The sequence below is a fragment of the Roseobacter fucihabitans genome (assembly GCF_014337925.2).
GTDB classification, from domain to species: Bacteria; Pseudomonadota; Alphaproteobacteria; order Rhodobacterales; family Rhodobacteraceae; genus Roseobacter; species Roseobacter fucihabitans.
Genome location: NZ_CP143423.1, coordinates 1,150,021 through 1,171,421, shown reverse-complemented (window position 1 = coordinate 1,171,421; position 21,401 = coordinate 1,150,021). Strand labels below are relative to the sequence as shown.

Here is a 21,401-nt window from a genome sequence, read left to right as displayed (position 1 = left end):
CGGTTGCACAGACCTCACACCCACCTGCGCGTTTTCTGGGCATATCGGGCAAAATCCGCACGAAATTCGCGCCGCATCCGGTTTTCTTCAGGGATGATGAAGCGCTTTTCAAGCACCCAGACCAGGACCGGCACCAAAACCAGCGCCAAAACGGCATCCCACCACAGGCACAGTCCCGCGAGAATCAGAACGTCAGCGAGGTAGATCGGATTACGCGTGCGTTTGAAAACGCCCGTCGTTATCAGATTGCTGGGGATTTCATGCGGTATGATGGTGGTTTTGTGGCGACGAAATTCCATCACGGCCAGAAGGGCGATCACAATGCCCGCCCCCACCAGCAGTCCTGCCAAGAGCATGGTGATGGGATGCGCAAGGCTGAGGTTGAGGTCATAAGATATGGCCTGAACCCATGCCAGTACGAGACATCCCACAAGCCAGACCGGGGGCAGATCGAGCCATTTCATAAAGCGCCGTTCGGGTCTTTGGGTTGCCATAACTGGATCGGGTTTCCTTCGGGATCGACCAGCCTTGCAAACCACCCGTTGGGATATGTTTCGCCGTCAACCTCGACCTCAATCCCCGCGGCACGCAGTTGTGCCACCATCGCCTCCAGATCATCGATCCGAAAATTCAGCATCCAGCTTTTGGTATCATCCCCGAAATAGGCGCTTTCTTGGCTAAAAGGCGCAAACACCGTGGGTCCCGCATGTTGTTGCCAGATTTGCGCATCATAGCTGCTGGGCGTCTGGGCAATACCGAAGTGCTCCTCATACCAAGCCGACAGGGCTTTGGGATCCTTTGAGCGGAAAAAGAAACCGCCTATACCTGTAATGTTCTGCATGACGCTGCACTCCTGAACCGTTTTTAGATTACCCCCGCCGCCGGGTGAACACAATGATCCGCCTCCCTTGCGCTCGGGCCGATCATCCCTAGTCTGACAGAGCATTGCAGGGGAGAATGACAAGGTGCTTACAGGAAAACACGCGCTGGTGACCGGGGGTGGAACGGGCATCGGTCTGGCGATCGCGCGGGCTTTGGCGGCCGAAGGTTGCATGGTCACGATCACAGGGCGGCGCTTGGATGTGCTTGAAACCGTTGCGGGTGAGAGGATTTTCGCGGTCAGCATGGATGTGCGCGATGAGCGCGATGTCGTAGCAAAGATCGCGGCGGCGGTAAAAGCGCGCGGACCCATCCAGATTTGCATCGCGAATGCGGGCATCGCTGAGGGCCGCGCGCTGCATAAAACCGACATGGCATTCTGGCGCAATATGATGGCGACCAACCTGGACGGTGCGTTTCTGAGCATCCGCGAGTCGCTGAAATCAATGCGTCAGACTGACTGGGGGCGGGTGATTGCGGTCTCTTCCATCGCGGGTCTGCGCGGATTGCAGGGGGCAGCCTGTTACTCAGCGTCCAAGCACGGCATGGTTGGCCTGATACGGGCCCTCAGCGAAGATTATCTGGGCAAGCCATATACCTTCAACGCGCTTTGCCCGGCTTATGTCGACACAGCCATTGTCGCACGCAACACAGTCTCCATCGCAGCGCGCGCGGGTATTGAGGATGAAAAAGCAAGGGAGATAATGGTATCCGCCAATCGGCACAATCGCCTCATCGCGCCCGAGGAGGTATCCGCCGCAGCACTTTGGCTGGTGTCTCCGGGTTCGGAGAGCGTGAACGGACAAGCTATCGAAATCGCCGGCGGACAGATGTGATGCAACGGTGGCCTGAAAGCCCACCTTACGGTGCCTGATGCCGTAAGGTGGGCTTTCAGGCCACCGCTGTTCAAGATCCATTAACCAGGAATGCGGTAAAAGATGGGATGTCCAACTATATCCGATCCAAAGCACCCGGTGCGGCTTACTTTTTCACGGCCCATCTTGCCGATCGCAACAGCACATTATTGACGGATGAGATCAATTTGCTGCGCCACGCGATGCGCTGCACGCTTCAGCGATACCCCTTCGAAATTGACGCTATTGTCATTTTGCCCTCAACCATTCACACCATCTGGCACCTGTCCGAGGGTGATGCCGATTACAGTCGACGTTGGAGCTTTCTCAAAAGCACATTCTCGCGCAGCCTCCCGGTTCCCGAACATCGCAGCGCATTGCAAAAATCAAGGAAAGAGAAGGGGATCTGGCAGAGACGATTCTGGGAGCATAAGATCAGATCCGCGCAGGATCTCGCGCTTCATCGCAACCTCGTTCACACCGCCCCGGTACAACGCGGCTTTGTCGCGACCCCCTCTGACTGGACATGGACATCTGTGCACCGGGATTTAGCCGACGCCCACCGGGCTGCCAATCCTGCGCCGCCCCAACGGTTCAGCTCCTTTCAACGGCGCGCGCGATCTCCCGCCGCCTGAGGCACCACAGCCTTAGGCAACCTGAGCCGCACGCAACCCCTGCCCATTTGACCAGGCGCGCGCCGCATCCCCAAAAGCCGCAAAAAGGGGGCGCGATACGGGATCGTCTGCCGCAGCATATTCCGGATGCCATTGTACGGACAGCGTAAACCCCGGCGCGCCCTCGATATAAATCGCCTCTGGCGTGCCATCAGGTGCAACACCGTCCACGATAACGCGTGTGCCAGAGGTTTTGATACCCTGACCATGCAACGTGTTGGTCATGACGTCGCGTGCGCCCATAAGTTTGTGAAACACGCCATTTTCGGTGAATGACACCTTATGGCGGTGCTCGAATTTCTCCTCCAGGGTGCCGTCAGGCGGCATGCGGTGGTTCATACGGCCCGGCAAATCCCGAATTTCCGGGTAAAGCGAGCCCCCCATCGCCACGTTCACTTCCTGGAAACCGCGACAGATCCCCAGAAACGGCTGTCCTCGCTTCACACAAGCACGCACCAAGGGAAGCGCAATCGCATCGCGCGCCCGATCGAAATCGCCATGTGCCTCTGTTGGTGGCTCGCCGTATTCTTCGGGATGCACGTTTGGGCGACCGCCCGTGAACAAAAACCCATCGCAGGTCGCAAGCAACTCCGCCACGGACACATAGTCAGGATTGGTCGGTATCATCAGCGGCATGCATCCTGACACCTCGGCGATGGCATCGGAGTTCATAGTGCCCCCCGCATGCACGGGGTATTGGTCATGCAGCAGATAATGATTGCAAATAATACCGACAACCGGCCGCGCCATGCCTATCCCCTCAATTTGTCAAAGCATCCTACTTATACTCTCGCATGGAACCCGTTAACAGCCCGTGATCGCGCAGGTATCTGTGCATTGCCGCTCAGAGCGGGCCATTGCCCGTATTTTAGGCCTGCGCGATCAATCCCGCGGCTTCAATCCCCGCGACACCGGCAATCACGTCGTTTTCCGACGTATCACCGGTCACACCAACCGCACCAATAACATCCCCTCTTTTGTCGCGCAGCAGAATCCCCCCCGGAACCGGCACCAGTTTCCCGTCAAACACGCCGTTCACCGCATTGATGAAATAGGCCTGTGCCTCGGCGCGCGCCATTTGGGCCGAACTCGGAATCCCCAACATGATCGCCCCATGCGCCTTGCCATGCGCAATGCCAAAACGCCCCGGTGACGCGCCATCTTCGCGTTCAAACGCCTGCAGATGACCGCCGGCATCCAGCACGACCACCGAGAGCGGTTTGAAATCCATTTCACGCCCCTTGGCGAGGGTCTTGCGTATGATCGTGCGGGCTTTATTCAGTGAAATTGTCATTTTTGATCCCAAAATCTGTGTCGTTACCTGTGAAGCTGCGCGCGGTACAAAAACCTATGATGCGTTAGCGCCTTTCAACTCCAAACGGCGCGCGTGCAGCACCGGTTCGGTATACCCCGAGGGCTGCGTGCGCCCCTTTAACACCAGATCACAGGCGGCCTGAAACGCGATGCCGTCATAGCCTGGTGCCATGGGCTGATAGAGCGGATCATCCGCATTTTGCCCATCCACCACTTGCGCCATCTTGCGCATCGCCTGCATAACCTGCTGGGCGTCCACGACACCGTGATGCAGCCAGTTCGCGATATGCTGGGCGGAAATACGGCAGGTCGCGCGATCTTCCATCAGGCCAACATCATTCATGTCCGGCACTTTTGAACAGCCCACACCCTGATCCACCCAGCGGACAACATATCCCAAGATACCCTGCGCGTTGTTTTCGACCTCGCGCTGTTTCTGCGCGTCGGTCCATTTCTGGTATTCAGCCAGCGGGATGTTGAGCACAGTGTCGACATAGGCGCGACGTCCGCCCGCCTTCAACTTCGCCTGAACATCAAACACATTGACCCGATGGTAATGAAGGGCGTGCAGGGTCGCCGCCGTCGGGCTCGGCACCCAGGCACAATTCGCGCCGGATTTGGGGTGTTCGATTTTCTGCTCCAGCATTGCGGCCATCAGATCGGGCATCGCCCACATGCCCTTGCCGATCTGCGCGCGCCCAGACAGGCCACATTCCAGCCCGATGTCCACGTTCTGATTTTCATAGGCCCCGATCCAGGTCTTGCGCTTGATGAAGTCCTTGCGACTAAAAGCTCCGGCCTCCATCGAGGTGTGGATTTCATCGCCCGTGCGGTCCAGAAACCCGGTGTTGATAAAGGCCACGCGGGATTTCGCCGCGCGGATACATTCCTTGAGGTTCACCGAGGTGCGGCGCTCTTCATCCATGATGCCGAGTTTGACGGTATTTTTCGGCAGGCCCAGAATTTCTTCGATGCGCCCGTAGGTCCGATCGGCAAATGCAACCTCCTCGGGCCCGTGCATCTTGGGCTTGACCACATAAACCGACCCGGTCAGCGAATTGCCCCCGTCGCGTTTGAGGTCATGCAGGGCGATCAGAGTCGTGATCATCGCATCCATCAGCCCCTCGAAAACCTCATCCCCGTTGCGGTCGCGGATCGCGGGATTGCGCATCAAATGGCCGACATTGCGCACCAACATAAGCGCGCGCCCCTTGAGCGTGATCTTGCCCCCTTCCGGGCCAATGTAGGTCCGGTCCGGGTTCAGCGCGCGCGTCACCTGCGCGCCCCCCTTCTCAAAGCTGTCCTGCAAATCGCCCCTCATCAGGCCGAGCCAGTTCTCATAGGCCACGATCTTATCTTCGGCATCCACACAGGCCACCGAATCTTCGCAATCCATGATCGCGGAAACCGCGCTCTCCAGCTGGACATCGGCCAATCCGGCCTGATCCCGGCTGCCGATCGGGTGCGTCCGGTCAAATACCAATTCCACATGCAGCCCGTTGTTGCGCAACACGATGCGCTCTGGGGCCTTGGGGTGACCCGTGTACCCGATGAATTTTTCAGGCGCGATCAACGGCTGATCATCGATCAGCAACGCCCCGTTGTGAATGTAATAACGCCGCGCATCCGCGTGGCTGGTTTTGACAATGGGAAAGGCCTCATCCAAGAACACCCGCGCCCGCGCAACGACACGTGCACCGCGACCTTGGTCATACCCCCCTTTGGGGGGTGCGCTGCCCATGGCGTCGGTGCCATAAAAACCATCGTAAAGGCTGCCCCAGCGCGCATTCGCTGCATTCAGAGCGTAGCGTGCATTTGTGATTGGCACCACCAATTGGGGACCCGGCACGCGCGCAATCTCATCGTCGACATTGGCGGTGTCTATTTCAAACGCGGGACCTTCCGGCACAAGATAGCCAATTTCGCGCAAGAACGCGCAATAGGCCTCGTGATCATGGGGGCTGTCGCGATGTTCAATATGCCAAAGGTCAATCTTTGACTGGATCGCATCGCGCTTTTCGAGCAATGCGCGGTTTTCAGATCCCTCTTCGTTAACGAGTTCCGAAAAGCCCGCCCAGAAGGTCATTGGTGCCACGCCCGTGCCGGGCAGCGCGGCCTCTTCGATAAAACGGACGAGGCTCGGAGCCACTTGGATATCGTTCTTCTGGATTAATTCAGCCATGCGGAAAACTCCCCGTCTTCACTGCCTTCAATTGGACCGAAGGTTTAGGAAGTTTGCCAAGGATAGGCAACACGGCTTGAGCAAACTACGTCGCGCCATCCTTTTGCGGCGCGGCCAGGCGGGGCGCGCGCCGACACCGTTGCGAACAATATTTTACGTCATCCCAGACCCGCGCCCACTTCTTGCGCCATGTAAATGGGCGCTCACAATGGGCGCATTGTTTACGCGGCAAATCTGCCTTGCGACGCATGCCTCAGCCTTTCGCAAACAGTGCGGGGGCAATGTCCGTCAGCGACGACGTTGTCACCTGCGGACCGTTTGCATCAGCAACATATGCGATCATAAGACCCATCAGCACGCCCACAAAGAGCGCAACGCCAATACCCAGAAATGCGGGCCAGTGGCGCTTTGTTTGACGGTCGATGTTTGTGTCAGGTGCTGACATGGTCTCTCCTTCGGTTTGGTTTTGCCTGCCGACTTGCGGCTTCTGCTTCATCCACTTAACGTCCACCACAACAGATCGTTCCAAACAAAATGCAGGTGATCATGCGCGACGCGGCCCCCCAAACCGTCTATCTCAAAGACTATAAGCCCTTCGGTTACGATATCGACTCCGTTCAACTGGATTTTGATCTGAGCCCGCATGCCACGCGGGTCAAAAGCCGCATCGCTTTCCGGCCCAAACCGACCTCGGATCGTCGGTTCTTCCTGCACGGTGAACAGCTCAAACTGATCGCAGCCCGGATTGATGGCGCGCCGGTGACGCCTCAGGTGAACGCGCAAGGTCTGATGTGCGATGTGCCCGATGGCCCATTCATTTGGGAGGCCGAGGTCGAGATCGATCCGGCAAATAATACCGCCCTCGAAGGGCTTTACATGTCGGGTGGCATGTATTGCACGCAATGCGAGGCCGAAGGGTTCCGCAAGATCACCTATTACCCCGACCGGCCCGATGTGATGAGCGTCTTTACGGTGCGGATCAACGGCCCGCACCCCGTCTTACTGTCCAATGGCAACCCGGTTTCGCAGGCCGACGGTGTGGCCGAGTGGCATGATCCCTGGCCCAAACCGGCCTATCTTTTTGCGCTGGTGGCGGGCGATCTGGTCGCGCATGCGGATGAATTCACTACAAAATCAGGACGCAAGGTCGATCTGAACCTCTATGTCCGGCCTGGGGATGAGGGTAAATGCGCCTTTGGCATGCAGGCGTTGAAGGACTCGATGAAATGGGACGAGGCGGTCTATGGGCGCGAATATGACCTCGATATTTTCAACATCGTCGCCGTGGATGATTTCAACATGGGAGCGATGGAGAATAAGGGGCTGAACGTGTTTAACTCCTCCGCTGTGCTGGCCTCGCCCGAAACCTCCACGGATATGAATTTTCAGCGCGTCGAGGCGATCATCGCGCATGAATATTTCCACAATTGGACCGGTAATCGGATCACCTGCCGGGATTGGTTTCAGCTCTGCCTCAAGGAGGGGTTGACGGTCTATCGTGACAGCCAATTCACCTCCGACATGCGGTCCGCCGCCGTTAAGAGGATCGGGGATGTGATTGATCTGCGCGCACGCCAGTTTGCCGAAGATCAAGGGCCGTTGTCCCACCCCGTCCGCCCCGAAAGCTTTCAGGAAATCAACAACTTCTACACGGCCACGGTTTATGAAAAAGGATCTGAGGTCATTGGCATGCTGCGGCGTCTTGTCGGGGCGCAGGCCTATGCGGAGGCGCTTGACCTTTATTTCGAGCGTCATGACGGCCAAGCCTGCACCATTGAGGACTGGCTCAAGGTGTTTGAGGATACGACGGGGCGAGATCTGGGACAGTTCAAAAGGTGGTATAGCCAAGCCGGGACACCTCGGATCAAAGTAGAGGATAATTGGAATTCAAATACTTACACGCTTACATTCACGCAACACCTTAAGCCCTCTGCAACCACACCTGACCCGAAACCACAGGTCATTCCCATCGTCACCGGTCTTCTGGCCCCTTCCGGCCAAGAAGTGGTTGCAAGCCGCGTTCTGGAACTGACCGAAGCACAGCAATCCTTCACTTTCGAAGGCCTGACCGAGCGACCCGTCCCTTCGGTTTTACGCGGCTTTTCAGCGCCCGTCATTCTCGAAAACAAGCGCGCGCAGGAACATGCCGCCTTTTTGCTGGCGCATGACACGGACCCCTTCAACCGATGGGAAGCCGGGCGTGAGTTGGCACGCGACAGCCTGCTCGCGATGATCCGCAGCGGCGCTGCACCCGATCTGGGTTATCTTGATGGTCTTGCAAAGGTTCTTTCCGACACGACACTCGATCCCGCTTATCGCGCTCTGATGCTGGCGCTACCGGGTCAGACGGATATCGCCACTGCGCTGCATGATGTGGGCGAAACGCCCGACCCGGATGCCATCTGGAGCGCCCATGAAACCATGATAGAGGCCCAGGCGACGCATTTTGCAGAGCTGTTGCCCGCACTCTTTGCACAAAACCAGGTCCGCGAAGCTTACCGGCCAAACGCGGCGCAATCCGGCCAGCGCAGCCTTGCCAATGCGGTGCTGCGGCTTTTGTGCCTGAACGATGGTCCAGACCGGGCGCAAGCGCAATTCGATACCGCTGATAATATGACACAGCAACTGGCGGCTTTAGCGGTGTTACTGCGGGCAAACGCTGGCAAAGACGCATTGCAGTCCTTTGAAACGCAATGGAAATCGGATCGGTTGGTCATGGATAAATGGTTCGGGTTGCAGGTGATGCAAGCCGCGCCCGCCGATGTGGCCGAAACGGCACAAGCCCTGACCCAGCACCCGGATTTCAACTGGAAAAACCCAAATCGGTTCCGGGCCGTTTTTGGCTCTCTGGCCGCGCATCATGCGGGTCTCAACAGCGCCGACGGTGCGGGGTATAAATTACTGGCCGATTGGTTGATCAAGCTCGATCCGGTCAACCCGCAGACGACCGCGCGGATGTGTGCCGCCTTCCAGACGTGGCGGCGCTATGACGCGGAACGACAGGCTTTGTGCGCCACACAGCTGGACCGTATATTGGCCGTCCCGGATTTGTCCCGCGACACCAGCGAAATGCTCGAACGGATCAGAGGAGATCGCCCATGAGACCCGTCGTTCTCATCACAGGCGCGTCAGCGGGGATCGGGGCGGCCTGCGCCCAGCTGGCCGCACAGCGCGGGTTTGATATCGCGATCAACTTTCGCACGGACGCCGCGGGGGCCGAGGCCGTCACCGCGGCATGTCAGCAGGCCGGGGCGAAGACGATTCTGTGCCCGGGCGATGTGGCAGATCCCGAAGCGATCGAGCGCATCTATGCGAAGGTTGACGCCGAATTCGGTCACATCAATGCGCTGATCAACAACGCCGGCGTAGTGGATCAAACCGCAAAAGTGACGGAGCTCGATCACGCCCGCCTGCGCCGGATGTTCGACATCAACGTGATCGGGGCGATTCTGGTTGCAAAAGAAGCCGTGATCCGCATGCAGGCGCAGGGAAAGGGCGGCGTTATCGTGAACATCTCCTCTGCCGCGGCGCGTCTGGGATCGGGCAACCAATATGTGGACTATGCAGCATCCAAGGCCGCAATTGATTGCTTTACCAAGGGGTTATCGGACGAAGTTGCAGCGGATAATATTCGCGTCATGGCGGTGCGTCCCGGCTTGATCGAGACAGAGCTGCACGCCAAGGGTGGCGAGCCCGGACGCGCGGACCGTCTAGCCCATATGGTGCCGATGAAACGCAAAGGCAGCGCCGAGGAAATCGCCGCCGCCGCCGTCTGGTTGCTATCAGATGAGGCCAGTTACATCACGGGATCGACGCTGGACGTCACCGGTGGCCGCTGAGGTCTTTTCTTATCATCGCAACGGGCGCAACACCGCCACAATTTGGGCCGTCCTGGCGGTCTGGGGCGTCCTGCTTCTGGCGATTATCTGGGTGGATGCCGCGCTCTGGCTGATGGGGATCGTCGCGGCTTTTACCCTGCCTGCCCTTTGGGATTTATGGGCGAACCCCGCGGCGGGGCTGAGTTTTGATGACCAGGGCATGACCTGGTTCAGCGCAAAACGCTCAGCTTCCCTCAGGTGGTCGGAGGTGGATCATATGCGGCTGGACACGCGGCTGGATTTCTCCGTGCGCGCCACAGCCGTGTTGAACACCGGTCAGAAAATTCGCCTGCCCTATGAGGCGACGCCGCCCCACCAAGCCTTCGAAAACGCCCTGCATGCAGGGGGGATCAAGACACAGCGACATCATTTTTCCCTCATCGGGTAAACGCGCGCCTACCGGTTCGGGGATTTATATCTGCTGCGGTTGCGAACAGGCTCGGGGGGCGCTTTGCAATAGGGTTGTCGCACCAGCCAGTCGGCAATGTCGCGCCGTTTTGACGTGCTGCGCATCGGGCCCCAATCCGCTGCAACCCCGCGCCAGTTTTCATCCTTGCCAAATATCTTGCCATCTCGTGGCACGGTCACGGCCATGATCCGCACGGCACAGCTGAGGTTGTCACCACCGTCTTTCAGCGCCTCCCCCGAGCCCGCGCGGCACTCATATCCACGCGCCGTCGCAGGCGCGATCTGCAACAGGCCAAACCATTTGCCACCGCCCCCAACCGCCCAGGGCTGATAGGTGCTTTCATGCTTTGCCAGGGCCGACATGAACCCGACCCAGAAAGCCGCGCGCGCGGCCTCATCGGCCACCTCATACTGGGGGCACCACTGCGCGATATCCTCGGGAACCATCTCAACCAAGGGCTTTCCATGACTGCGCAGGGCCTCCAGTGCGGCCTGATTCCACATCCGATGATTTGGCATATGGCTCCAGCGCATCTGCGGCAACGGCTGCTTTTGCACGCTGGGCGTGGCCTGCTGAGCGACAACACCCCCGAAAGGCAGGCAGATTAAACTTGCTAAAATGAACGCGGTTTTTCTCATCGCTCAATTATGCGGCAATTTTGCGTTTCATATCAAGCACGGGTTATCGCGGATTTGAGGCATAACGGGTTTCCGCCCAAGGCAAGCGCGCGCCCAGCCCAAGGCGGTGTTCCTGCGGACAATGCGCAGGGCAGCGGTCCGGTTTGCCATTTGCAGGCAGGATCGCGCATCAGCTGCCAGCCCTGCACGCGAAGGGCTTGCAGCACTGCGCGCAAGCGCCTAAGACCTCTGGCACGCTCAGACCTGCCTGATAAGGGACGAAAATGCTTGATTTGACCTATGAAACACCCAAACCCAAGATCATTTCCGGGGCCAAACACGATTGGGAACTGGTGATCGGCATGGAGGTCCACGCACAGGTCTCCTCCAAGGCAAAGCTGTTCTCGGCGGCCTCCACCACATTCGGCGCGGAACCCAATAACAACGTCTCCTTTGTGGATGCGGCCATGCCCGGCATGTTGCCCACGATCAACGAATTCTGTGTCGAGCAGGCCGTGCGCACCGGGCTTGGCCTCAAAGCGGAAATCCATCTGGAAAGCGCCTTTGATCGCAAGAATTACTTCTATCCCGACCTGCCACAGGGCTATCAGATTTCGCAGCTCTATCACCCCATCGTGGGCGAGGGCGAAGTGCTGGTGGAAATGGGCGACGGGAGCGCCCGTCTGGTGCGGGTCGAGCGCATCCATCTGGAACAGGATGCGGGCAAATCCATCCACGATATGGACCCCAACATGTCCTTTGTGGACCTGAACCGAACCGGTGTCGCCTTGATGGAAATCGTGTCGCGCCCGGACATTCGTGGCCCCGAAGAGGCCGCCGCTTACCTGGCGAAACTGCGCCAAATCCTGCGCTATCTGGGGACCTGCAATGGTGACATGCAATCGGGTGCGATGCGCGCGGATGTGAACGTATCGATCTGCCGCCCCGGTCAGTATGAAAAATATCAGGCGAGCCAGGATTTCAGCCATCTGGGCACGCGCTGCGAGATCAAGAACATGAATTCCATGCGCTTCATCCAGGCCGCCATTGACGTTGAAGCCCGCCGCCAGATCGCCATTGTTGAGGCCGGTGGCACGGTGGATCAGGAAACACGTCTTTATGATCCCGACAAGAACGAAACCCGTTCGATGCGCTCCAAGGAAGAGGCGCATGATTACCGGTATTTCCCCGATCCTGATCTCTTGCCACTGGTGATTGAACAGGCCTGGGTGGATCAAATTGGTGCCAATCTGCCCGAACTGCCCGATGCCAAAAAAGCCCGGTTCATAGCCGATTTTGGCCTGTCGGATTACGATGCATCGGTTCTGACGGCTGATTTTGAATCGGCGGGTTATTTCGAAGCGGTCGCGGCCGGGCGCGATGGAAAAATGGCCGCAAATTGGGTGATCAACGAGCTGTTTGGCCGCCTGAAAAAAGATGACGCGGGCATCGTTGGTAGCCCGGTATCCCCGGTCCAATTGGGTGGGATCATCGATCTGATCGCGTCTGATGCGATTTCGGGCAAGATCGCCAAGGAGCTGTTTGAAATCGTCTATACCGAAGGCGGCGACCCGACCGAAATCGTCGAGGCACGCGGCATGAAACAGGTCACCGATACGGGCGCGATTGAAGCGGCGGTCGACGCGATCGTCGCCGCGAACCCCGATCAGGTCGCCAAGGCCCGCGAGAACCCCAAACTCGCCGGGTGGTTTGTCGGGCAGGTGATGAAAGCCACCGGCGGCAAGGCCAACCCGAGGGCCGTGAACCAATTGGTCGCGCAGAAACTAAAGGGCTGAGATCATCGCCAAACTGCCATCTTGGCGGTTTGAATGTAGCACGGTGATGACAAGACATCGTGGTTTGAACAAACACCGGGAGACGCCCCATGGCGCAATTTGAATATAAGGTGATTGCAGCGCCGACACGCGGCCTCAAAGCCAAAGGTGTCAAAACGCCCGAAGACCGTTTTGCACATGCGTTTGAGGTGGTGATGAACGACATGGCAGCCGAGGGGTGGCACTATCAGCGGGCCGAAACCCTGCCCTCAGTGGAACGCGCGGGGCTGACATCGACTGCGACGAACTGGCGCAATATCCTGATCTTTCGCCGCGAGACCGAAGCGGAGGTAACCCACAGCCCTGCACCACAAATTGCGCTCACTGCCATCGAGGACGCCTCTGCGCGCAAAGAACCGGTGCTTAATCCGCCCCCTGCGCCAGCCCCGCATCATCTCGAAACGCCCCTTGTTGCGCCGCCAACAGAAAGCGACCAGATCATGGAGTCGGACGATAATTCGATATCTTCCGATCCACCATCAGACGATATAAAACATTTTAAAACAAATCACTAGGACGCGATCTTAAACATCTACATCAAGTGAAAGCGCGTGAATGCGCGCGATCAGCTTCGCACCCAACGCCGCATGGATCGCCCGGTGGCGCGCCACTCTGTTCATGCTCTTGAACCGCTCGGAACGGATCGCCACGTTAAAGTGGCTTTCACCTCCTTCGGGATAACCTGAATGACCTCGATGGCTTTCGCTGTCATCGACCACTTCCAATGCGCGCGGCGCAAAAGCGTCCCGCAAACGATCCTCAATCTCTTGTCGTTTCGACATTTTTTTACTTTGCCCCTTCCCTCTTTTCACACGCAGTCTAAACTAAGCGGCCTCGACTCGTATAGGTGCCAAATATGCCAAAACATGATCCATTCGGATTCGATATGTCCGTCTCTTCCTTCAAGAAGAAAAACCCGCGCGGTCGACGTGGCATGTCGGGGGCGTCTGAAACGTCCACCCGTGTGTGCGATCATGACGGTTGCGATGAGGCGGGCAAGTACCGCGCGCCAAAGGCACCGGATGTCCTGGATGATTTCTTCTGGTTTTGTCAGGCGCATGTGCGCGAATACAACCTGAAATGGAATTTCTTTGACGGGACGACCGAAGCTGAGCTGAATGCACAGATGTCCAAGGACAAGGTCTGGGAGCGCGCAACCAAACCGCTGGGCGATCCGGAGGCCCGTGCCTGGGCGCGTCTGGGCATTGAGGATCCGCATCAGGTTTTGGGCGCGAATGCGACGCAAAACCCCGGCAAAGGACCACAAGCCGGGCGTCGCCTGCCCCCGACCGAGCGGCGTGCGCTTGAGATTTTGGATGCTAAAGACACCTGGAGCAAACCTGAGGTGCGCAAGTCCTACAAGGCGCTGATCAAGGTCCTGCACCCGGATATGAACGGCGGGAATCGCAGCCAGGAAGAACAGCTGCAAGAGGTCGTCTGGGCCTGGGATCAGATCAAGGGCAGCCGCAATTTCAAGGATTGATGGCGCCACAGATTTGCGCCAACTGGACCTGCCCTTCCCCTTGCACCTTTGCGATATATGTTGCACCAGATGATCCAAGCCCAAGGGGCTTATATTTTCGTATTCTTACTATAAGGGTGAAACCTCATGGCCGACGGCGCACTGGACATCAACACCAAGCCCACCGAAGAAATCCACGTCCGTGATGTTTTTGGGATCGACACCGATATGGTCGTCAAGGGATTTGCGGATCGCAGCGACCGGGTGCCCGAACTCGACACCACCTATAAATTTGACCCCGATACCACCCTGGCGATCCTCGCTGGGTTTTCGCACAACCGCCGCGTGATGATCCAAGGCTATCACGGTACGGGGAAATCGACGCATATTGAACAAGTTGCAGCGCGCTTGAATTGGCCAGCGGTACGCGTGAACCTTGACAGCCATATTTCGCGGATTGATCTGATCGGTAAGGACGCGATCAAACTCAAAAACGGCAAGCAGGTCACTGATTTTCAGGAGGGCATCCTGCCCTGGGCCCTGCGTAACCCTACGGCGATTGTGTTTGATGAATATGACGCGGGGCGCGCGGATGTGATGTTCGTGATCCAACGCGTGCTGGAAGTGGACGGAAAGCTGACCCTGCTCGATCAGAATCAGGTGATCGAACCGCACCCCTATTTCCGCATTTTTGCCACAGCGAATACCGTGGGTCTTGGGGATACCACGGGCCTTTATCATGGGACGCAGCAGATCAACCAAGGCCAGATGGACCGCTGGTCACTGGTGGCGACGCTGAATTACCTGAGCATTGACGCGGAAACCGCCATCGTTCTGTCCAAGAACCCGCATTACAACACCGAAAAGGGCCGCAAGATCGTCAAGCAGATGGTCACGGTCGCGGATCTCACGCGCACGGCCTTCATGAACGGGGATTTGTCTACGGTGATGTCGCCCCGGACGGTGATCGCCTGGGCGCAGAACGCCGAGATTTTCCGCAACGTCGGTTATGCTTTCCGCCTGTCGTTCCTCAACAAATGCGACGAGCTGGAGCGCCAGACCGTCGCGGAGTTCTATCAGCGGCTGTTTGACGAGGAACTGCCGGAGAGTGCTGCGAGCGTGAGTTTGGGATAGTTGTAAGAGGGCTTATGAACAGTGTTTGAGGAATTCGAAGACAACCGTGTTGAGAGCAACGCACGTCTTTTGGAGCAACTTGAAACAGAATTACTAGCCCTTCGGCTCCGGCGGCACTGGATTAGCTACGCAGTTAACGCTGGTATAGCTGCCCTTCTGGTTTGGCTTGCGACTGGATCATTAATTTTGGCAATCTTAGGAGTATTTTTTGTTTGGTTAATCGAAATTAGGATCCTTGGTACAAAGCGGTTTATAGTAGCTTTAGAAATAAACCGAACCATAGCTGTTTGCCCGCAAGCCACCGAGAATGCTACGTTGACACAAGTGAAGCCTTTATGACCAAACAATCCGACAACCCCGCCGATGCGTTCAAGAAGGCCCTCTCTGAGGCGACCAAGGTCATGGCGCATGATCCAGAATTGACCGTGTCCTATTCGGTCGACCCGGCGGGCATGTCGGGCGATGCGATGCGTTTGCCGCAGGTCTCTCGCCGTATGACACGCGATGAGGTGATGTTGGCGCGCGGGACGGCGGATGCTTTGGCGCTCAACCGGCGCTATCACAATGGGCAGACCCACTCAAAGTACCAGCCGCAGGGCGAGATGGCGCGGGACCTCTATGAGGCCATGGAGACCGCGCGTTGCGAGGCGATGGGTGCGCGCGACATGCCAGGCACAGCCGGTAACATCGATGCGAAAATTGCCCATGAGGCCATGCGCAAGGGCTATGATCAGGTCAGCCAGGCCGCAGATGCGCCGCTTGCCACGGCAGCCGGGTATCTGATCCGGCATCTGGCAACGGGGCGCGATTTGCCGTCGGGCGCGCAGAACGTCATGGAACTCTGGCGCGGGTTCATTGAGGATCACTGCGGCGGCACGCTGGACAATCTGGATGCGACGCTGAGCGATCAGGCGACATTTGCAAAACTGGCGCGTCAGTTGATTTCCGATCTGGGGTACGGCGATCAATTGGGCGATGATCCCGATCAGATCGACGAGGATCAGGAGGACGCGGCCGAAGAAGGCGCGGATGAGCAGGATGATCCCGACAGCAGCGGTCAGGATGATAAGGATGAAGAGGAGTCCGAGGGCTCCCCAGAGCAATCCCAGGAAGAGCAGCAGGACGCCGCCCAAGCCCAGGTTTCCATGGATGACATGGCCGATCAAGAGATGGGCGAGGAGGCAGAAATGCCCGATGGCGAGGCCCCGATGGAGCCACCCGCCCCGCCGCAGGCCTCGGATGCGGACCCCAATTACCTTGTGTACCTGAGTGATCATGATGAAGAAATCGGTGCGGAGGATCTGGCGGATCCGGTCGAGCTGGAACGGCTGCGCGCCTATCTGGACCAGCAATTGGAACCCCTCAAGGGGGCCGTGTCCCGCCTGGCCAATAAACTCCAACGCCGTCTTCAGGCGCAACAAAACCGGTCGTGGGAGTTTGACCTCGAAGAGGGGATGTTGGACGCCGGGCGTTTGGCGCGTGTTGTGGCAAACCCGACGACGCCGCTGTCCTTCAAGGTCGAAAAGGACACCGAATTCCGCGATACGGTCGTGACCTTGCTGCTGGATAATTCCGGCTCCATGCGGGGACGGCCGATTTCCATCGCGGCGATTTGTGCCGATGTTCTGGCGCGTACTCTGGAACGCTGCAACGTGAAGGTGGAAATTCTCGGCTTTACCACGCGGGCCTGGAAGGGCGGTCAGGCACGTGAGGCCTGGCTCAATGACGGACGGCCACAACAACCCGGACGGCTGAATGATCTGCGTCATATCGTCTATAAGTCAGCGGATGCGCCCTGGCGGCGCACGCGGCCAAATCTGGGGCTGATGATGAAAGAGGGGCTGCTCAAGGAAAACATCGATGGCGAGGCGCTGGAATGGGCGCACCGCCGGATGATGGGCCGCCATGAGGCACGCAAGATCCTGATGGTGATTTCTGATGGGGCACCGGTGGATGACAGCACGCTCTCGGTCAATCCGGCCAATTATCTGGAAAAACACCTGCGTGATGTGATCGCCATGGTGGAAAAGCGCCGTGCAGTGGAATTGCTGGCGATCGGCATCGGGCATGATGTGACGCGCTATTATGACCGCGCGGTGACGATCACGGATGTGGATCAGCTGGCGGGTGCGATGACCGAACAGCTGGCCGCGCTCTTTGACAATGATCCGCGCGCGCGGGCGCGTGTGATGGGTATGAAGCGCGTAAGCTGACACCGACCCTCCGGGGGGAGTATTTCGGGCCAAAAGAAAAGGAAGTGCCATGTATCAGAGTTTTGATGTGACGGCGCGGCCAGAACAGGGACCGCCCCGCCTCGCGATGTTGCGCGTGGAAATGAGCCAAGACGGGCTTGATGGTTTTCTGATCCCGCGCGCAGATGCGCATCAGGGCGAATATGTGGCACCGCGCGATGAACGGCTCGCGTGGCTGACCGGATTTACCGGCTCGGCAGGGTTTTGTGCGGCACTCAAGGACATCGCGGGCGTGTTCATCGACGGGCGCTATCGCACGCAGGTCAAGGCGCAGGTGGCATCGGATTACACCCCCGTCCCCTGGCCCGATGTGTCGCTGGCTACCTGGCTGGAAGAGAAGCTGCCCAATGGCGGTGTGGTCGGGTTTGATCCCTGGTTGCACAGCGCGGGGCAAATCGAAACGCTCGAAAAATCCCTTGCCAAAACCGGGATATCCATGCAGGCGCATGCTAATCTGGTGGACCGTATCTGGGCGGATCAACCCGCCCCCCCGATGGCCCCGGCCAAGGTGCACCCCCTTGAATTTGCAGGCGAAAGTCACGCAGATAAACGTGCGCGTCTGGCCCGCGAGTTGCGCGCAGAGGGGCATCGTTCGGCGCTGATCACGCTGCCAGACTCGCTGTGTTGGCTGCTTAATATTCGGGGCGGTGACATTGCACGCAACCCCATTGCGCAGGGCTTCGCGATTTTGCACGACACCGGCGCGGTGGACCTGTTTATGGAGGCCCAAAAGCTGCTGGAACTGGCAGATCATCTGGGTCCGGACGTGCGCGTGTACGCGCCGGGTGATTTGCTTGACGCGGTGGATGCGCTTGAAGGCCTCGTACGCCTCGACAAAGGCACCGCTCCTTTCCTTTTGTCGCAAACATTGGGCGCGCGTGCGGTTTTTGCCGGGGACTCCTGCGCCCTGCCCAAGGCGCGCAAGAATGCCGCCGAAATCGAAGGCGCGGCAGCGGCGCATCTGCGTGACGGGGCGGCGGTTGTAGAGCTGTTGGCCTGGCTTGATGCGCAGCCCGTTGGCAGCCTGCATGAAACCCAGGTTGTTAGCAAACTCGAAAGCTTCCGGCGCAATGACAACGCGCTTCAGGACATCAGCTTTGAAACCATCGCGGGCACCGGGGCGAACGGCGCGATCATGCATTACCGTGTCTCCGAGGAAACCGATAGCCCGTTGCAAGATGGCCAGTTGATTGTGCTCGACAGCGGCGGTCAATATCTCGACGGGACCACCGATATCACCCGCACGATTGCCATTGGCACGCCCCCGCTGGAGGCCAAACAAGCCTTTACCCGCGTGCTCCAGGGCATGATCGCCATGAGCCGTCTGCGCTGGCCAGAAGGTCTCGCCGGGCGTGACATTGAGGCCGTAGGACGCATGCCGCTCTGGCTTGCCGGGCAGGATTTCGATCATGGGCTGGGGCATGGTGTCGGCGCATATCTTAGCGTCCATGAGGGGCCACAAAGGCTCAGCCGGGTCAGTCATGTGCCCTTGGAGGCCGGCATGATCCTGTCCAATGAGCCGGGGTATTACCGCGAGGGCGCATTCGGCATCCGCATCGAAAACCTGATCGTGGCGCAGGAGGCCCCCGACCTGCCCGGCGGCGATGCGCACCGCAAAATGCTGCATTGGCGCACCCTGACCTTTGCCCCCATTGATCTACGCCTGATCGTGGTGGAGATGCTGAGCGCGGCCGAACGCGACTGGATAAACGCCTATCACGGCGAGGTTTCACAAAAGATCGCGCCGCGCCTATCCCCCGGTGCCAAAACATGGTTGGATGCGGCAACTGCGCCGATCTGAGACCGAAGCGGGTGTCCTAATCCCGTTTGCAATTAGGCGCAGATTGAAACGTCACAGGGGGAGACGCGCGATATGGCTGACCATATTACAATTCGCAAAGCACAAGGCACATGGAGCGTGCGCGCCGGAGGGGCCGTGCTGGGCGAAAGCTCAGATGCGTTGGAGCTGGTTGAGGGCGACTACCCCGCGGTGATCTATTTCCCGCGCGGCGATATCGCCATGGCGTTTCTCGACCGCACCGATAAAACTTCCCATTGCCCGCATAAGGGGGATGCCAGTTACTATTCGGTCGTCACGAAAAGCACGACACTTGCCAATATGGTCTGGTCCTATGAGAACCCCAATGAGAGCGTCGCGCGGATCAAGGATTACCTTGCGTTTTACGGTGGGGGCGACATCACCGTAGAACAACTCTGATCTGCTCAGGAGTGCTCTTCGGCGGCGGTCGCGGCAAGCGCGCGGTTATAGACCTTGAGCGCATCCACATGAAATAGCGCACCTTGTAACTCGGGAGGTGCGGCATCCGCGCTCAGCGTCACCACCGGAATGAACCGCACGCCGGTCTCGAAAATTGGCATGGCGGCCTCCAGCGTGGCGTTGGTATCGATGTAGACGCCCTCCCCGATCATCTCCCAGCAATCCTCCTCGCTGGCCGCGCGTGGATCATTCATGGCACGCATCACATTGCCCACGCGAAACATCGCCAGCAGATATGCCTGCGGGCCGGCCGCAAGGTGAATGCCGCGCCGTTCAAGTTGCGTCAGGAAAAAGCTGCGATGCACCAGCCGCGAGGCCAGGGCGGTGGACATCGAGACGGCCACCATAACGGCCAGCCCGGTCTGCCAATCCCCGGTCAACTCAAACACAATGAGCGTGGTGGAAATCGGCGCTCCCAAAACCGCCGCCGCCACCGCCCCCATGCCCGTCAGCGCATAAAGCGTGACCGAACTGGAGACATCGGGAAAAACGCTGGTGGCAATCAGCCCGAAACTCAGCCCCGATAGCGCGCCCACCATCAGCGAGGGGGAAAAAACACCACCCCCCATCCGTCCGGCCATGGTGATCGCCACAGCAACCGCCTTGAGGATGGCAAAGACAATGGCATTCCACAGCGCCAATTGCCCGGTGAGCGCAAGCGATGTCGTCTCATATCCGACGCCGATGATATGCGGGAAAAAGATCGCCAGCCCGCCCAGCATGGCCCCCGCAAAGGCGGGGCGCAGATAGCCGGGCAAACCGGTCTTTTTCTGGACCCTGGTGCCCAGATCATCAGCCCAGAATATGGCCTTCATGAAGGCCACGGCAATCAAGCCGCACACCAGACCCAGCAACAGATAGGCGGGCATTTCCTGGTAAAACTGAACGGCACCGGTGGTGGCCAGCGTGAACTCCGTGACATCGCCAAATTCAAGCCGGTTGATCACGGTCCCGGCGGCACTTGCGATCACAATCGGGGCAAAGGCATGTACCGCAAAATGGCGCAGCACTACTTCGAGCGCAAAAAGCGCACCCGCAATCGGCGCGTTAAAACTCGCCGAAACGGCGGCGGCCACAGCGCAGCCCAGAAGGTCGCGCCCGGTGATCCCATCCGCATGCAGCCGTCGGTTCACCCAAGTGGAAATGACGGCGGCCAGATGCACGACCGGCCCTTCGCGTCCCGTCGAGCCCCCCGTGCCCAGCGTGATCATCGAGGCCAGCGAGGAGGCAAGCCCCGCGCGCGTTTCCACCCGCCCATCGTGCATGGCTGCCCCGTGGATTACATCGGCGACCGAACGCGCGCGCCCGTCGTCCGTGAAAAAATGCAGGATCAGCCCAACCACCAGCCCCCCGCAGATCGGGATGACCAACACCAGATACCACGGCAGGGATTCCGCGAAGCTGTGCAGCAGGCGCACGTCTTCCGTGCCATAGAGATAGGTTTGTAACGCATTGACACCCTTACGGAAAAACAACGCGGCGAAACCGGCAGCGATACCCACCAAAAGAGCAATGAACCAGAATTGTATCTGGTTGGGCCCGCGGTGGCGGATCACACGCAGGCCATTGGCGCAGGCCGTCAGCGCCGCATCAAGCTGCTGGGAAAGGAAGGGTGGCTTCGGGCTGGGCATCA

Annotated in this window: 22 protein-coding genes; 12 read left to right on the top strand and 10 right to left on the bottom strand. The window is 58.7% G+C overall.

From position 1 onward, the window contains the following. Positions 1-14: 14 nt before the first annotated feature. Together ROLI_RS05865 and ROLI_RS05860 are read right to left on the bottom strand one after the other, a co-directional pair. A complete protein-coding gene (locus tag ROLI_RS05865) occupies positions 15-464 on the bottom strand; it encodes an isoprenylcysteine carboxylmethyltransferase family protein (protein ID WP_187428767.1) in 450 nt (149 codons plus the stop codon). After that, positions 461-841, bottom strand: a complete 381-nt coding sequence (locus tag ROLI_RS05860; RefSeq protein WP_187428714.1) for a VOC family protein — start codon at positions 839-841, stop codon at positions 461-463. The genes ROLI_RS05865 and ROLI_RS05860 overlap by 4 nt, the downstream gene beginning before the upstream one ends. 124 nt (positions 842-965) lie before the next feature. Between ROLI_RS05860 and ROLI_RS05855 the strand changes: the two genes are divergently transcribed. Both ROLI_RS05855 and ROLI_RS05850 read left to right on the top strand, forming a co-directional pair. Beyond that, positions 966-1,715, top strand: coding sequence for an SDR family NAD(P)-dependent oxidoreductase (locus ROLI_RS05855; protein WP_187428715.1), 750 nt, complete (start codon positions 966-968; stop codon positions 1,713-1,715). Positions 1,716-1,822: 107 nt separating this feature from the next. Then, entirely contained in the window at positions 1,823-2,368 is a 546-nt protein-coding gene (locus tag ROLI_RS05850; protein WP_187428716.1) for an REP-associated tyrosine transposase, read from the top strand. A 12-nt stretch (positions 2,369-2,380) separates the two neighbouring features. Here the strand turns inward: ROLI_RS05850 and ROLI_RS05845 are convergent, their stop codons facing one another. The 5 genes from ROLI_RS05845 to ROLI_RS05825 all read right to left on the bottom strand — a co-directional run bounded on the left by ROLI_RS05845 (position 2,381) and on the right by ROLI_RS05825 (position 6,348). Further along, positions 2,381-3,157, bottom strand: coding sequence for a gamma-glutamyl-gamma-aminobutyrate hydrolase family protein (locus ROLI_RS05845; RefSeq protein WP_187428717.1), 777 nt, complete (start codon positions 3,155-3,157; stop codon positions 2,381-2,383). 118 nt (positions 3,158-3,275) lie between these two features. Further along, positions 3,276-3,701 carry a heme-binding protein gene (locus ROLI_RS05840; protein ID WP_187428718.1) on the bottom strand — a complete coding sequence of 142 codons (426 nt, stop codon included), beginning with the start codon at positions 3,699-3,701 and terminating at the stop codon, positions 3,276-3,278. 54 nt (positions 3,702-3,755) lie between these two features. Then, on the bottom strand, positions 3,756-5,903 hold the full coding sequence (locus ROLI_RS05835) for a malate synthase G (RefSeq protein WP_187428719.1): 2,148 nt from the start codon (positions 5,901-5,903) through the stop codon (positions 3,756-3,758). 85 nt (positions 5,904-5,988) lie between these two features. Then, positions 5,989-6,153, bottom strand: a complete 165-nt coding sequence (locus tag ROLI_RS05830) for a DUF2256 domain-containing protein (RefSeq protein WP_187428720.1) — start codon at positions 6,151-6,153, stop codon at positions 5,989-5,991. Positions 6,154-6,156: 3 nt separating this feature from the next. Continuing rightward, positions 6,157-6,348, bottom strand: coding sequence for a hypothetical protein (locus tag ROLI_RS05825; protein ID WP_187428721.1), 192 nt, complete (start codon positions 6,346-6,348; stop codon positions 6,157-6,159). A gap of 101 nt (positions 6,349-6,449) precedes the next feature. Between ROLI_RS05825 and pepN the strand changes: the two genes are divergently transcribed. Genes pepN through ROLI_RS05810 form a run of 3 tightly spaced genes read left to right on the top strand, consistent with a single transcriptional unit; the run spans position 6,450 to position 10,169 of the window. Next, positions 6,450-9,005 carry an aminopeptidase N gene (gene pepN / locus ROLI_RS05820; RefSeq protein WP_187428722.1) on the top strand — a complete coding sequence of 852 codons (2,556 nt, stop codon included), beginning with the start codon at positions 6,450-6,452 and terminating at the stop codon, positions 9,003-9,005. Beyond that, positions 9,002-9,742: an SDR family oxidoreductase gene (locus ROLI_RS05815; protein WP_187428723.1), complete on the top strand. Its 741-nt coding sequence runs from the start codon at positions 9,002-9,004 to the stop codon at positions 9,740-9,742. The genes pepN and ROLI_RS05815 overlap by 4 nt, the downstream gene beginning before the upstream one ends. After that, positions 9,732-10,169, top strand: a complete 438-nt coding sequence (locus tag ROLI_RS05810) for a hypothetical protein (protein ID WP_187428724.1) — start codon at positions 9,732-9,734, stop codon at positions 10,167-10,169. Before ROLI_RS05815 ends, ROLI_RS05810 begins: the two co-directional genes overlap by 11 nt. A gap of 8 nt (positions 10,170-10,177) precedes the next feature. On the opposite strand, the gene ROLI_RS05805 is transcribed toward ROLI_RS05810, so the two are convergent. After that, a complete protein-coding gene (locus ROLI_RS05805; RefSeq protein ID WP_316247399.1) occupies positions 10,178-10,708 on the bottom strand; it encodes a transglycosylase SLT domain-containing protein in 531 nt (176 codons plus the stop codon). 383 nt (positions 10,709-11,091) lie between these two features. Between ROLI_RS05805 and gatB the strand changes: the two genes are divergently transcribed. Together gatB and ROLI_RS05795 are read left to right on the top strand one after the other, a co-directional pair. Beyond that, complete coding sequence (gene gatB, locus ROLI_RS05800) at positions 11,092-12,603, top strand: Asp-tRNA(Asn)/Glu-tRNA(Gln) amidotransferase subunit GatB (RefSeq protein WP_187428726.1); 1,512 nt, start codon at positions 11,092-11,094, stop codon at positions 12,601-12,603. Positions 12,604-12,692: 89 nt separating this feature from the next. Continuing rightward, positions 12,693-13,157, top strand: coding sequence for a DUF4177 domain-containing protein (locus tag ROLI_RS05795; RefSeq protein WP_262386391.1), 465 nt, complete (start codon positions 12,693-12,695; stop codon positions 13,155-13,157). A 9-nt stretch (positions 13,158-13,166) separates the two neighbouring features. On the opposite strand, the gene ROLI_RS05790 is transcribed toward ROLI_RS05795, so the two are convergent. Then, on the bottom strand, positions 13,167-13,424 hold the full coding sequence (locus ROLI_RS05790; protein ID WP_187428727.1) for a BolA family transcriptional regulator: 258 nt from the start codon (positions 13,422-13,424) through the stop codon (positions 13,167-13,169). A 74-nt stretch (positions 13,425-13,498) separates the two neighbouring features. On the opposite strand from ROLI_RS05790, the gene ROLI_RS05785 reads away from it, so the two are divergent. The 5 genes from ROLI_RS05785 to ROLI_RS05765 all read left to right on the top strand — a co-directional run bounded on the left by ROLI_RS05785 (position 13,499) and on the right by ROLI_RS05765 (position 19,708). Then, complete coding sequence (locus ROLI_RS05785; protein ID WP_187428728.1) at positions 13,499-14,125, top strand: J domain-containing protein; 627 nt, start codon at positions 13,499-13,501, stop codon at positions 14,123-14,125. A gap of 126 nt (positions 14,126-14,251) precedes the next feature. Beyond that, entirely contained in the window at positions 14,252-15,238 is a 987-nt protein-coding gene (cobS, locus tag ROLI_RS05780) for a cobaltochelatase subunit CobS (RefSeq protein WP_187428729.1), read from the top strand. Between the two features lie 335 nt (positions 15,239-15,573). Next, the gene (gene cobT / locus ROLI_RS05775; protein WP_187428730.1) at positions 15,574-17,451 is read left to right on the top strand and encodes a cobaltochelatase subunit CobT; all 1,878 of its coding nucleotides are present in this window, start codon (positions 15,574-15,576) and stop codon (positions 17,449-17,451) included. A gap of 49 nt (positions 17,452-17,500) precedes the next feature. Further along, positions 17,501-19,291, top strand: a complete 1,791-nt coding sequence (locus tag ROLI_RS05770; protein ID WP_187428731.1) for an aminopeptidase P family protein — start codon at positions 17,501-17,503, stop codon at positions 19,289-19,291. A gap of 72 nt (positions 19,292-19,363) precedes the next feature. Beyond that, a complete protein-coding gene (locus tag ROLI_RS05765) occupies positions 19,364-19,708 on the top strand; it encodes a DUF427 domain-containing protein (RefSeq protein WP_187428732.1) in 345 nt (114 codons plus the stop codon). A gap of 5 nt (positions 19,709-19,713) precedes the next feature. Here ROLI_RS05765 and ROLI_RS05760 read toward each other — a convergent pair whose 3' ends face one another. After that, entirely contained in the window at positions 19,714-21,399 is a 1,686-nt protein-coding gene (locus ROLI_RS05760; protein ID WP_187428733.1) for a chloride channel protein, read from the bottom strand. Positions 21,400-21,401 lie beyond the last annotated feature (2 nt).

Bases quoted from the DNA above. Each gene is read 5' to 3' on its own strand.
- ROLI_RS05840 (WP_187428718.1), bottom strand. From the start codon at position 3,701: ATGACAATTTCACTGAATAAAGCCCGCACGATCATACGCAAGACCCTC.
- ROLI_RS05795 (WP_262386391.1), top strand. From the start codon at position 12,693: ATGGCGCAATTTGAATATAAGGTGATTGCAGCGCCGACACGCGGCCTC.
- ROLI_RS05815 (WP_187428723.1), top strand. From the start codon at position 9,002: ATGAGACCCGTCGTTCTCATCACAGGCGCGTCAGCGGGGATCGGGGCG.
- ROLI_RS05825 (WP_187428721.1), bottom strand. From the start codon at position 6,348: ATGTCAGCACCTGACACAAACATCGACCGTCAAACAAAGCGCCACTGG.
- ROLI_RS05760 (WP_187428733.1), bottom strand. From the start codon at position 21,399: ATGCCCAGCCCGAAGCCACCCTTCCTTTCCCAGCAGCTTGATGCGGCG.
- cobS (WP_187428729.1), top strand. From the start codon at position 14,252: ATGGCCGACGGCGCACTGGACATCAACACCAAGCCCACCGAAGAAATC.
- cobT (WP_187428730.1), top strand. From the start codon at position 15,574: ATGACCAAACAATCCGACAACCCCGCCGATGCGTTCAAGAAGGCCCTC.
- ROLI_RS05765 (WP_187428732.1), top strand. From the start codon at position 19,364: ATGGCTGACCATATTACAATTCGCAAAGCACAAGGCACATGGAGCGTG.
- ROLI_RS05835 (WP_187428719.1), bottom strand. From the start codon at position 5,903: ATGGCTGAATTAATCCAGAAGAACGATATCCAAGTGGCTCCGAGCCTC.
- ROLI_RS05785 (WP_187428728.1), top strand. From the start codon at position 13,499: ATGCCAAAACATGATCCATTCGGATTCGATATGTCCGTCTCTTCCTTC.
- pepN (WP_187428722.1), top strand. From the start codon at position 6,450: ATGCGCGACGCGGCCCCCCAAACCGTCTATCTCAAAGACTATAAGCCC.
- gatB (WP_187428726.1), top strand. From the start codon at position 11,092: ATGCTTGATTTGACCTATGAAACACCCAAACCCAAGATCATTTCCGGG.
- ROLI_RS05860 (WP_187428714.1), bottom strand. From the start codon at position 841: ATGCAGAACATTACAGGTATAGGCGGTTTCTTTTTCCGCTCAAAGGAT.
- ROLI_RS05850 (WP_187428716.1), top strand. From the start codon at position 1,823: ATGTCCAACTATATCCGATCCAAAGCACCCGGTGCGGCTTACTTTTTC.
- ROLI_RS05845 (WP_187428717.1), bottom strand. From the start codon at position 3,157: ATGGCGCGGCCGGTTGTCGGTATTATTTGCAATCATTATCTGCTGCAT.
- ROLI_RS05770 (WP_187428731.1), top strand. From the start codon at position 17,501: ATGTATCAGAGTTTTGATGTGACGGCGCGGCCAGAACAGGGACCGCCC.
- ROLI_RS05830 (WP_187428720.1), bottom strand. From the start codon at position 6,153: ATGCGTCGCAAGGCAGATTTGCCGCGTAAACAATGCGCCCATTGTGAG.
- ROLI_RS05865 (WP_187428767.1), bottom strand. From the start codon at position 464: ATGAAATGGCTCGATCTGCCCCCGGTCTGGCTTGTGGGATGTCTCGTA.
- ROLI_RS05790 (WP_187428727.1), bottom strand. From the start codon at position 13,424: ATGTCGAAACGACAAGAGATTGAGGATCGTTTGCGGGACGCTTTTGCG.
- ROLI_RS05805 (WP_316247399.1), bottom strand. From the start codon at position 10,708: ATGCCAAATCATCGGATGTGGAATCAGGCCGCACTGGAGGCCCTGCGC.